Source organism: Hymenobacter bucti, from assembly GCF_042681145.1.
Taxonomy (GTDB): Bacteria; Bacteroidota; Bacteroidia; order Cytophagales; family Hymenobacteraceae; genus Hymenobacter; species Hymenobacter bucti.
This window is the reverse complement of sequence record NZ_JBHUFD010000018.1, coordinates 831901-843820: the sequence shown is the minus strand read 5'-3', so window position 1 is coordinate 843820 and position 11920 is coordinate 831901. Positions and strand designations below refer to the sequence as shown.

At 60.6% G+C, this 11920-nt stretch carries 9 protein-coding genes; 6 read left to right on the top strand and 3 right to left on the bottom strand.

Annotated elements, in window-relative coordinates:
* Positions 1-56 precede the first annotated feature (56 nt).
* From ACFSDX_RS22585 to rhaT, 3 genes are all read right to left on the bottom strand, one after another.
* Positions 57-1391: a rhamnogalacturonan acetylesterase gene (locus tag ACFSDX_RS22585; RefSeq protein WP_382317745.1), complete on the bottom strand. Its 1335-nt coding sequence runs from the start codon at positions 1389-1391 to the stop codon at positions 57-59.
* A gap of 139 nt (positions 1392-1530) precedes the next feature.
* A complete protein-coding gene (locus ACFSDX_RS22580) occupies positions 1531-2307 on the bottom strand; it encodes a rhamnogalacturonan acetylesterase (protein ID WP_382317743.1) in 777 nt (258 codons plus the stop codon).
* 175 nt (positions 2308-2482) lie between these two features.
* On the bottom strand, positions 2483-3574 hold the full coding sequence (gene rhaT, locus ACFSDX_RS22575; protein ID WP_382317741.1) for an L-rhamnose/proton symporter RhaT: 1092 nt from the start codon (positions 3572-3574) through the stop codon (positions 2483-2485).
* A 224-nt stretch (positions 3575-3798) separates the two neighbouring features.
* On the opposite strand from rhaT, the gene ACFSDX_RS22570 reads away from it, so the two are divergent.
* The 6 genes from ACFSDX_RS22570 to ACFSDX_RS22545 all read left to right on the top strand — a co-directional run bounded on the left by ACFSDX_RS22570 (position 3799) and on the right by ACFSDX_RS22545 (position 11763).
* On the top strand, positions 3799-5907 hold the full coding sequence (locus ACFSDX_RS22570) for a bifunctional aldolase/short-chain dehydrogenase (RefSeq protein WP_382317739.1): 2109 nt from the start codon (positions 3799-3801) through the stop codon (positions 5905-5907).
* A gap of 182 nt (positions 5908-6089) precedes the next feature.
* Complete coding sequence (locus tag ACFSDX_RS22565) at positions 6090-7100, top strand: GntR family transcriptional regulator (RefSeq protein ID WP_382317737.1); 1011 nt, start codon at positions 6090-6092, stop codon at positions 7098-7100.
* Between the two features lie 41 nt (positions 7101-7141).
* Positions 7142-8044 (top strand): helix-turn-helix domain-containing protein, encoded by a 903-nt coding sequence (locus ACFSDX_RS22560; RefSeq protein ID WP_382317735.1) that lies wholly within the window; start codon positions 7142-7144, stop codon positions 8042-8044.
* 87 nt (positions 8045-8131) lie between these two features.
* Complete coding sequence (locus tag ACFSDX_RS22555) at positions 8132-8869, top strand: SDR family oxidoreductase (protein ID WP_382317733.1); 738 nt, start codon at positions 8132-8134, stop codon at positions 8867-8869.
* Between the two features lie 275 nt (positions 8870-9144).
* Positions 9145-10425, top strand: coding sequence for a sugar isomerase (locus ACFSDX_RS22550; RefSeq protein ID WP_382317731.1), 1281 nt, complete (start codon positions 9145-9147; stop codon positions 10423-10425).
* 21 nt (positions 10426-10446) lie between these two features.
* Positions 10447-11763 (top strand): FGGY-family carbohydrate kinase, encoded by a 1317-nt coding sequence (locus ACFSDX_RS22545; protein ID WP_382317730.1) that lies wholly within the window; start codon positions 10447-10449, stop codon positions 11761-11763.
* Positions 11764-11920 lie beyond the last annotated feature (157 nt).

Here is an 11920-nt window from a genome sequence, read left to right as displayed (position 1 = left end):
GGGCTACTCTCGGGGGCTTCCCGCACTCTCCTGCCTAGGTCAAGTCAGCTTTACACTCAATTGCCATCCGGCTTCGTCACGGCGCTGCGGGGGCTTGCGGGCCAGCGCCACGCCGCTAGCGGGTCGGGGTGGGCCGGGTCGAAGGGCGGCGGGCCGGAACGCAAGTATTTCACTAGGTCCAGCTTGGCCGTTTTCATCCCTTCCACTACGCAGCGGGCTATCTCGTAGGCGCCGTAGGGGTTGAAGTGAGTGTTGTCGGCCAGCGGCGCGGGCTGGCCGGGGTAGCTATTGGCGGGGTAGTGCACAAATGCTTTTTTCGATTCCTCCTCCCCCATCGCCTCGTAGAGCTTGGTAGTCATGGCGTTGAGGTCGATGAGGGGCACATTTTCCTGCTGGGCTACCTGGCGCACGGCGGCCGGAAAGTCCCCTAGGCTGTTCTCAATCTTGCCCCCGGCCCCAAACGAGCGCCGGCTAGTCGACGTCACCAAAACGGGAATGCTGCCCCGCTTGCGCGCCTCCGCCACGTACAGCTTCAGCCGCTCGGTGTACGCCAGAAACGGGCCGTCATTCGGCCCTTTCTCCTTCTGGTCGTTGTGCCCAAATTCGATGAAAAGGTAGTCGCCGGGCTTCATCACGCTGAGCACCTTTTCCAGCCGGTGCGACCCTAGGAAGCTGGCCAAGCTCAGACCCGATTCGGCGTGGTTGGCCACTGCCACGCCGGGCCCGAAGAAGCGCGGCAGCATCTGGCCCCAGGCTGCCCAGGGCTCGTCGTCCTGGTTTACCACGGTCGAGTTGCCGGCCAGAAAAACGGTAGCGGCCTGCGGGGCCGGCGTTATTTCGAGCGCTACCAGCGCCGTGGGCGCGCCGTCAAACTCCAGCGTCAGCTTATCGTCCCAGTCCAGCTTGGACAGCTCGCGGGGCTTGAGGCTGACCTCGCCCCCGCCGGCAATATGGCGGTTTTTGACGTTGATGGTCCAGGTCTGCGTGATGAACTGGCCCGGCCGCGTGGCCGTGGTTTCGAGCAGCAGCCGGCGCGACTCGGCCTTGATAAAGTTGGTCGATGTGCCCTTCAGGTCACCTAGGGTCAGGGTCACGTTGTAGTTGCCCTCGGGCACAGCTACCGAGAAGTAGAAGGGCTGCGCGCTGGTCACGAAGTCGCCGCGTAGCGCGTCTTTGCCGCCACGGTCCACGCCCGTTGCGGTGGTGCCGAAATCGAAGCCATAGCCCGCTTCCTTAGTGTAGCTCGCCGTGGGCAGCACGGGCCGGTAGCCCGCCGCCGCCCGGCCGGGCCCGAAGTCGAATTTAAATGTCGGCTCGCCCGGCTGGGCAGCCGCACTAGCCGCCCAGCCCAGCAGGGCTGCACCTAGCAAAAGCTCGTTTTTTATACTCATACTGTAAGCTGCAGACCAAAGTCGTTTGCCCTTGCGAGCGCAGCGAAGCAATCGCACCACAACGAGCCGTTCAGATGTGGTTGCTCCGCTACGCTCGCAAGGACAGACGACTTTGGCGTGAGTAAGATATAAAGACCTACTAGCTGGCCGGCCGCAGGTACTTGCGCAGCGCCAGCTTCTTATCGGCCCGGATGCCATCGGCTACCGACTCGGCGTTGAGCTGCGCCCCGGCCGGGTTGGTGTGGGTGTGGTCGCCGGGGAAGAATTTCTTGACCTCGTCGGGGCCTAGCTTTTCGTATTTGCGGGCCGTGCGGTCGTTGAGGTCGATGAAGGCGACGCCTTCCTGCTGGGCCACTTCGGCGGCCCACTTACCGAAGTCCTGGTCGGCGCGCTGCACTTTGCCGTCCTTCCACTCGTTGCGCGGAATCATGGAGCAGACCACCGGCGTGGCACCTTTGGCCTTGGCCTCGCGGATGAATTTGCGCAGGTACCAGCCGTAGGTGTTCACCGTCTCGGGGTGGCCGTCGGGCCACACGAGGGCTTTGGTTTCGGGACCGGTACCGCGCAGCACGCCCCGGCGACCGGCCTTGGTGGTGTCGGGCGCACTGCCCTCGTTGTGCCCAAACTGCATCAGCAGGAAGTCGCCCGGCTTGATGGCCGCAATAGTCTTCTCCCAGCGCCCCTCCGAGATGAACGTGCGCGTGCTGCGCCCGGCCATCGCATTATTTACAATATGCAGCCGCGTGGTGTCGAAGTAAGCGGGCAGCGCCGTGCCCCAGCCCTGCTGGCCCGTGCCGGTATTGCGCACCGTCGAGTCGCCGATGAGGTAGAGTGTGGGGGCAGGCGCCGACTTGGATAGGAAGGCGCTGAGGCTTAGCAGCATGCCGAGCGCTAGCAGGAGGCGGAGTTTATTCATAAGAGTTGTTTGACTCGCCGAGCGTGAACCTCACCCCCTAGCCCCCTCTCCTTAGGGAGAGGGGGAATTAGTTTTTAGCCTTAGTTCTCAGATTAAGAGACTAGAGCTAGGGCTAGTCCCCCCTCTCCCAAGGAGAGGGGGCTAGGGGGTGAGGTCCCACGCCCGGCGAGTAGAATTACTCAGCCGCCACCGTTTTCGCCGGCTGCTCGGTTTTAGCTGCTGCGGGCTTTTCCGACCCTAGGTAGTTGCCGTAGCCCACGACTACTGTAGAGAGCACTACGGCCAGAATACCGAATTGTACCGTGCGCATGGTCAGCTTATTAGCCCCGCGCCACTCGTGCAGCAGCAGGCCCCACATGCTGCTAAAGGCGATGATGAAGGCCATGTGCAGCGTCCAGCCCGAGAAGCGGTAGGCGCCCATTTGGCTGTCGCCCATGCCGTAGAAGAAGAACTGGAAATACCAAGTGGTGCCCGCCAACGCGCAGAAAATGACGTTGCGCAGCGCCGGCATCGTGGGGTTGAGGTAGTCGGTGTAGGTCTTGTTCTTAATGTTCAAGTAGATGCACCACAGCGCATTGGTGGTGAGGCCGCCGGCCAGGATGACCACCAGAATGGCGTTGTTCACAAACAGCGGGTTGGTGCCGTTGGCCTCGGCCAGCTTAGCGATGGGCTGCCCAGCCGTGAGTCCAAACGAGAAGCAGGCGCTCATAATACCCGAAAACACGGCGACCATCAGGCCCTTACGAAGGTCGAATTCCGCGACGGTAGCCTGCTTTTGCGCGGTGGTCAGCGTTTTCTCTTTCAGCAGGCCCGCCCGGCCGCAAATAAGGATACCCAGCACGCATACGCCCAACCCCAGCAAGATGAACCGGCCCGACGAGGTGGCCATCAGCTCGCCCATCTTACCCTCATAGATGGGGGGCACCAGCGTGCCAAACACCGCGCACAGCCCCAGCGTGACTGCCATGCCCAAACTCAGCCCTAGGTAGCGCATGGCCAAGCCAAACGTGAGCCCGCCCGTGCCCCACAAAATACCCCAGAAATACGCCCAGGCAATGGTGGAGCTCGGCGCCTGATGCAGCACCTCGAGCAGGTGCGGCACCGTGAGGTAGCCCAGCATCCACGGCGCCACCAGCCACGAGACCAGGCCGCCCACCAGCCAGTAGCTTTCCCAAGACCAGCCTTTAATTTTCTTGTAAGGCAAATAGAAACTGCCGGAAGCGAAGCCCCCAAGCGCGTGCAAAATGACGCCCAAGATAATGGCCATGGGTGGGTGGGAATATGGGTAAGAATGTGGACAAAGCTGCGCGCCACCTAGGGCCGAACTCTCCTGTGCTCTCCTGAGAAAAAATAGACTGCTGGCCGGAAACCAGGAGCCGTATCTTTTTTGCTGGCAAGCAGGAGAGTGCAGGAGGTTGGCGCCGCCGGGGCCGCGCAGTTTTGTAGCAAATTAGCGCTGGCCGAGGTCCGGCCACTTATTTCGAATTCCCTATGCACCCTACGCTCACTTTCCAGCACGTCAGTTACTTGTGGGATGAGGCCAAAGCCGCCGAGCTGGCCGGCGACGAAGTGGCCCTGTTCCTGTACCGCTCCAACTTGCTCGGCGCCGACCTGCGCCTGACCAATTACGCGGGCGGCAACACGTCGGTCAAAATCCAGGAAACGGACCCCGTGAGCGGCCAGCCCGCCGAGGTGATGTGGGTGAAGGGCTCGGGCGGCGACATCGGCACGCTCACCAAGGCCGGCTGCGCCAACCTCTACGTCGAGAAGCTGCACCAGCTCAAGAAGCGCTACCGCGGCCTGGCCCACGAAGACGAAATGGTGGGCCTGTTTGAGTACTGCCTCTTCGACCCCAAGTGCGCCACGCCCAGCATCGACACCCCGCTGCACGGCCTGCTGCCCTTCAAGCACATCGACCACCTGCATCCCGATGCGCTCATCGCCATCGCGGCCAGCAAGGACGGCGAGAAGATTATGCACGACATCTGGGGCGACACCATGGGCTGGCTGCCGTGGCAGAAGCCGGGCTTCGACCTAGGCTTGCAACTAGAGAAAACCGTGCAGGACAACCCGAATCTGCGCGGCGTCATCCTAGGTGGCCACGGGCTGTTCACCTGGGGCGAAACCAGCTACGACTCGTACATCAATACACTGGAAGTCATTGAGATGGCGGCCGCGTACCTAGAAGCCAATTACGGCAAAAAAAGCCCCGTCTTCGGCGGCGTGAAGCTCACTGATGGCCCCGACGCCACCGAGCGCCGCCGCCTGGCCGCCGCCACCATGCCGGTGTTGCGGGGCCTAGCCAGCAGCCAGCGCCGCATGCTGGGCCACTACACCGATGACGCCCGCGTACTGGAATTCGTCAATTCCAACGACCTAGGGCGCCTCGCCGCCAAAGGCACCAGCTGCCCCGACCACTTTCTGCGCACCAAAATCCGCCCGCTCGTGCTCGACCCCGAGACGATGAAAGGCGACGCGGCCAGCGTCAAAACCTACCTCGAAGGCGAGTTCGCGGCCTACCGCGAAGCCTACGTGGCCTACTACGAGCGCAGCAAGCACGACAACTCGCCCGCCGTGCGCGACGCCAACCCCGTCATTATCCTGTGGCCCGGCGTGGGCTTGTTCTCCTTCTCGAAAGACAAGCAGACCGCCCGCGTGGCCGCCGAGTTTTACACCAACGCCATCAACGTGATGCGCGGCGCTGAGGCCGTGAGCGAGTACCAGGGCCTGGCCGAGCAGGAAGCCTTCAACATCGAGTACTGGCTGCTCGAAGAAGCCAAGCTCCAGCGCATGCCTAAGCCCAAAAGCCTGTCGGGTAAAATCGCCTACGTCACGGGCGGCACCGGCGGCATCGGCCTGGCCATCTGCGAGTTACTGCTCCAAAACGGCGCCTGCGTAGTTGCCACCGACCGCGACCGCCTCGACGAAACCCAAACCACTTTGCGCCAGAAGTTCGGCAAGGACAGCGCCCTCACCGCACCCATCGACGTGCTCGACGCCGAGGCCATCGCCGAGTCGCTACGCCAAACGGTACTCCAGTTCGGCGGCGTCGATATCATTGTCAACTGCGCCGGCCTCAGCATCAGCAAGCCGCTGAGCGAGACCACCCAGGCCGATTGGGACATCCTCAACGACGTGCTCGTGAAGGGCCAGTTTCTGGTGAGCCAGCAGGCCGTGGCCATCCAGCGCCAGCAGGGCTTAGGGGGCGATATCATCAACATTGCCAGCAAGAACGGCCTCGTGGCCGGCCCCAACAACGTGGCCTACGGCACCGCCAAAGCCGCTCAGCTGCACATGAGCCGCCTGCTCGCCGCCGAGCTCGGCGCCGACAAAATCCGGGTCAACACCGTGAACCCCGACGCCGTGCTGCGCGGCTCCAAAATCTGGGAGGGCGACTGGGCCGCCGGCCGCGCCAAGGCCTACGGCATCTCGGTCGAGGACCTGCCCCAGCACTACGCCAAGCGCACGCTGCTGGGTGAGGAAGTACTGGCCGAGGACATCGCCAAGGCCGTGCTCGTGTTCGTGGATGGCTCACTGGCCAAGAGCACCGGCAACGTGCTCAACGTGGACGGTGGCGTGGCTATGGCCTTCGTGCGCTAGCGCTAGCCCACCTAGGTACCAAGCAGCTATAGAACGTCAGGCCGAGCGCGCTCGGCCTGACGTTCGTGCGTTGGGCTGGCCGGCTGGCCTTTGTTTGTGTGATTTTTCTGGGTAAAAATGGCCCTTTTGGCGGTTTGCAGTAGCTTTGATGTCCTACTCTTCCCACCTTCTTCTTCTGCGCTATGTACACTTTGCAGCTTAAGCCGCTCGATAAAACGCCCAAGTACAAGCAGATTGTGCAGTCGGTGATTATGGATATCGAACGGAGCGTGCTCAAAAACGGTGACCAGCTGCCGAGCATCAGCGAGCTCAGCATCGAGCACTACCTGGCCCGCGACACCGTCGAAAAAGCCTACCGCGAGCTGCGCGAGCGCGGCTTCATCACGTCGGTGCAGGGCAAGGGCTACTACGTGCAGGCCCGCGACTCGGACAAGCTGAAAATCCTCATGATTTTCAATAAGTTAAGCTCCTATAAAAAGGAAATCTATTACGCCTTTCTGGAAGCCCTGGGCGACCGCGCCACCGTCGACTTACAGATTCATCACTACAACGTCAACCTGTTTCAGGAGATTATTGAGAAGAGCTTGGGCAAGTATAACTACTACGTTATCATGCCGCACTTCACGCTCGACACCGATAAAGCACTGTACCGCAGCATCATCAATACCATTCCGGCGCACGAATTGGTACTGCTCGACAAAGACCTGCCCGAGTTGCCGCAGGAATGCCTGCGCGTATTCCAAGACTTCGACAAGGACATTTTCAACGCCCTCGTCAACACCCAGGACCTGCTGGCCAAGTACTCGCGGCTGGTGCTCATCTTGCCCTCCGACGCCAACCACCCCGAGGAGCTGCCCTGGGGCTTCCGCTCCTTCTGCCTCAGCCGCAACAAGGAGTTTTCGGTAGTCGAAAACGCTAAGAACGAGGTACTAAGCGAAGGCACAGCCTACGTTGTCATCCGCGAAACCGACCTAGTGGAGCTAGTCAAGAAAATCCGCCAAACGAGCTTTCTCCTAGGTCGCGAAATCGGCATCATTTCCTTCAACGAGACGCCCCTCAAAGAACTGCTCAACATGACGGTGATTACCACCGACTTCGTGGCAATGGGCCGCACCGCCGCCCAGCTGCTGCTGGAAAACAAGCGCGTAAAGGTGAACAACCCGTTCTACACCATCCGGCGCGGCTCGCTGTAATTGCCACCTAGGCGCTCGCTTGAATTTCATAACTTTACTACATGAAATCAAGCGAAGCTATTGCGGAGTATTATCGCCAATATGGGCACGGGCACCCCGACACGGGGCAAGTCGCGATTTACCGGATTGGGGAGGTGGCGCAGCCGGTTTCGTTTCCGCATGTACGGCGAGATTTCTATAAGATAAAGCTGCTGTGCAACGCGCAAGGCATCTTATCCTACGGCAACCAGCGGGTAGTCGTGCAGTCCTGCGCCCTGGTTTTTGTGAACCCCCTGATTCCGTATTCTTGGAAGCGAACGGCGGGCGCCGAAACCGGGTACGCCTGCTTATTCACGGAGGAGTTTATCACGCAGCAACTTAAAACGGCCAGCGTGGCGGGCTCGCCGCTATTCCGGGTGGGCGGCAATCCGGTGTTGTTTCCACCGCCCGAAGTCGTGAGCCGACTAAGCAGCCTCTTTGAGCTCTGCCTGACCGAGATGCAGTCGTCATACGTGCACAAGTATGACTTGCTACGCAACTACTTACAGCTTATCCTGCACGAGTCGCTCAAGCTAACGCCGGAGCCGCCGATACACCAGCTAGGCACTTCGGCGGCCCGGATTAGCGCGCTGTTTCTAGAGCTGCTCGAACGGCAATTTCCACTCCTGTCGCCGCACCAGCCTCTTGCGCTTAAGACGGCGCAGGAATTTGCTCGGCAGCTGGCAGTGCATCCTAACCATCTAAATAAAGCGCTGAAGGAAACTACCGGACTCACTACCACCGGGCACATCGCCGGCAAGCTGGTGGAAGAAGCCAAGGCGTTGCTGCGCCATAGCAACTGGAGCGTCGCCGAAATCGGCTATGGCCTGGGCTTCGAGCACGCTTCTAATTTCAACATCTTCTTCAAGAAGAACACCGGGCAGCCCCCTCATCAATACCGCCGGCAGCCGGAGTTACTTTCATAAGTTTTTACTTGATTCGCATAATTCTGCCTCATCTGCTGCCAAGACCTTTGTGACATCAATTTTTGATTCACTCAACGGCAGAAACAGATGGAGAATGTGCAAGGCAAAGTCATTGTAATCACGGGGGCCAGCAGCGGCATCGGGGCCGCCACAGCGCGCCTGCTCGCGGCGCGCGGCGCAAAAGTGGTGCTCGGAGCACGGCGGCTCGACCGCCTGGAAGCGCTCGCCAGCGCCATCACGGCGGCCGGGGGCGAGGCAGTCTACGCCCGCACCGATGTGAGCAAGCGCACCGATGTCGCGGCGCTCATTCAGCTGGCCTGCGAGCGCTACGGCAAGCTTGATGTGCTCATCAACAACGCGGGCATCGGCCTGATTTCCCCTCTTGACGAGTTGCGAGTTGAGGATTGGGAAGCCATGATTGACGTCAACATCAAGGGCGTGCTGTACGGTATTGCCGCAGCGCTGCCCGTTTTTCGGCGGCAGGAATTCGGGCATTTTGTAAACGTGCTTTCTACCTCGGGCCTCCGAATCGTACCGCTGCAATCGGTGTATGCCGGCACCAAGAATGCGGTGCGCGCCATCTCGGAAGGGCTGCGCCAGGAGGCCGGCGACAAGCTGCGCGTGACCATTATCTCACCGGGCTTCGTGCACACCGACTTTGCCGACAGCATGACTAACCCCGAAGTCAAGGCCCAAACCATCGCCGCGCGCGACAAAATGGCCATCTCGCCCGATGCCATTGCGCGGGCCATCGCCTTCGCTATCGAGCAGCCCGCCGATGTGGACGTGGGCGAGCTGGTAGTTCGCCCCACGGCGCAGAGCTAGGTACTGCGAAGAAGCCGTTTGAATCAGCAAAGAGGCGTTTGTCATTGCGAGCGTAGCGAAGCAATCTTTCCTTACACCGTTGACGAACGTCTGCCATGCGAAAAGGAAAGATTGCTTCGCTGCGCTCGCAATGACAAACGGGCTTTAGCAGTAGCTCTACCAAGCGGGCTATTCTCAGTATACCATCGCATACAGGAGAGTTCAGAACAGTTCGGGCGCGGCGGGCGGGGTAATTTGCTATCCTCTAAAACCAGCTTATTCCCCACCCTAGCGCCATGCTCACCGAAGACCAACTCCACGACCTGAACCAGCCGCTGCTGGCCGAGCACCACTTGCAGTTTGACTACCTAGCCGACCTGCTGGCCCGCCGGGGCCAGGATGCGCATCAGCTTATTTTACAGCTAGTTGAGTTTCAGGTCGCCATTCCGAGTTGGGCACTGGGCACGGGCGGCACGCGCTTTGGGCGCTTCCCGGCCGGGGGCGAGCCGCGCTCGCTGGAGGAGAAAATCGGTGATGTGGGCTTGCTCAACCAGCTCAACGGCTCGTCGAACTCCATTTCGCTGCACATTCCCTGGGATATTCCGCAGGACATTGCCGGGCTGCACCAGCTCTTGAAAGAGCAGGGCTTGTCGATTGATTCGATGAACTCGAATACCTTTCAGGACCAGAAGGAACAAGCGCACACCTATAAGTTTGGCTCGCTGAGCGCCACCGACCGCGCCGTGCGCGAGCAGGCCATTCAGCACAACATTGACTGCATCCGCTACGGCACCGACCTAGGGGCCAAAGTGCACACCGTATGGCTAGCCGACGGCTCTAACTTTCCGGGTCAGAGTCACTTGCGCCGCGCCTACCTGCGTACCCAAGAGAGCCTGGCTACTGTCTACGAGGCGCTGCCCTCCGACTGGACGATGCTCATTGAGTACAAGCCCTACGAGCCGAACTTCTACTCGATGGTTATTCCCGACTGGGGCACGTCGTACACGCTGTGCCAGAGCCTGGGCAAGCAGGCGCAGGTGCTCGTGGACCTAGGGCACCACTTGCCTAATACCAACATCGAGCAGATAGTGGGCCGCCTGCGTCAGCTGGGCCGCCTAGGGGGCTTCCACTTCAACGGCTCGGGCTACGGCGACGACGACCTGACGACCGGCAGCGCCAAGCCCTTCCAGCTCTTCCTGATTTTTAACGAGCTAGTAGACGCCAACCAGGATACGAGCCTGACCGCCAGCACCGTAGCCTACATGATAGACGCCAGCCACAACACCAAGGACCCGCTCGAAGATTTGCTCCAATCAGTCGATAACATCCTGGGCGCCTACGCCAAAGCGCTGCTCGTAGACCGCGCTGCCCTGCAAGAAGCCCAGGAAGCCAATGACACAGTGCGCGCCGAGGAGATTCTGCGCGACGCCTTCCTCACCGACGTGCGTCCGCTCGTGGCCGAGGCCTACCGCCAGGCCGGCGGCGCCCTGCACCCGGTGAAGGCCTACCGCGAGGCCGGCGTGCGGGCGCAGCTCATCGCGCAGCGTGGCAAATTCAGCTTGTCTACCGGCCTGTAAGCGATGGCGACCAAGAAATCTGTGTACGCCGTTTTTGACATCGGCAAGACCAATAAGAAGCTGATACTCTTCGATGAAGAGCGGCAAATTATTGACGAGATGCTGCACGTCTGTACCGACGTGCTCGACGACGACGGCTTCCCCTGCGACCACCTGCCGCGCCTCACGCAATGGATGCAGGACCATTGGCACCGCCTGCGCCACCACCCCCACTACACCGTGAAGGGCGTCAACTTCACGGCCTACGGCGCCAGTTTTGTGCACCTAGGGGCCGATGGCGAGCCCGTGCTGCCGCTGTATAACTACTTGAAGCCCATTCCGGAAGACCTAGCGGCCCGCTTCTACGCCGAGCTGGCCGAGTCGCCGGCCGACTTCACGGCCACGACCTGCTCGCCGCAGCTGGGCATGCTCAATTCGGGCTTGCAGCTCTACTGGCTCAAGCACGCCAAGCCCGAGCAATACGCTAAGGTGCACACCTCGCTGCACCTACCGCAATACTTATCGTATTTACTTACGGGCGAGAAGTTTAGCGACTATACCAGCGTGGGCTGCCACACGGCGCTCTGGGACTTCGAGCGGGGCCAATACCACGACTGGGTGCAGCGCGAGGGCATCGACGAAAAGCTAGCGCCCCTCACCAAAGACTCGATTGCCTCGGTGGTCGATGGCATTATGGTGGGCGTCGGTTTGCACGATAGTTCGGCAGCCGTGATGCCGTATTTGCTCGAGGTGGATGAGCCGTTTATGCTGGTGAGCACGGGCACGTGGTGGGTGACTATCAACCCCTTCAACAGCCAGCCGCTCACGCCCGACCTGCTGCGCCACGACGTGGTGAGCTTCCTCACGCCGCGCGGCCAGCCCATGCGAGCCGGCCGGGCTTTCCTAGGTCGCGAGCACGACTACCAGGTCGAGCGCATCGCGCAGTACTTCCACGTAAAGCCTGATTTCTACCGCTCGCTGGTGCTGGCCCGGCCCTACGACGAGGCCTCGGCCTGCTTCGTGCCCGCCTGCCTGGCCGGCGGCGGCCCCCTACCCGACGCCCCGGCCGGCGAGTGGAACATCACGGGCTTCCGCACCGCCAACGATGCCTACCAACATCTCATTCACGGGCTGGTTAACATCTTGCTGGCGTCGATGAAGCTGGTGTGGCAGGGCGAAAAAATCATCTACGTCGATGGCGGCTTCGCCCGTAACCCGCTGTTTATGCAAACCTTGAGCTGGAACTTCCCAAAAGCGGAAATCCGCACGCTGGAGGTGCCGCAGGCTACGGCCCTAGGTGCTCTAGTTCACCTTGAGCAGGGTGAAGCGTGGAAGAAGACGCAGTTGTTATTTAGCTAATTTTGATTATTCGCACGCCCTAAAACACTTGTCATTGCGAGCGCAGCGAAGCAATCTTTCCTTGTGCGTAAGCGAACGTCGGCTAGGCGTGAAGGAACGATTGCTTCGCTGCGCTCGCAATGACAAACGGTTTTTAAAGTCATTCAAGTAGCTTTTC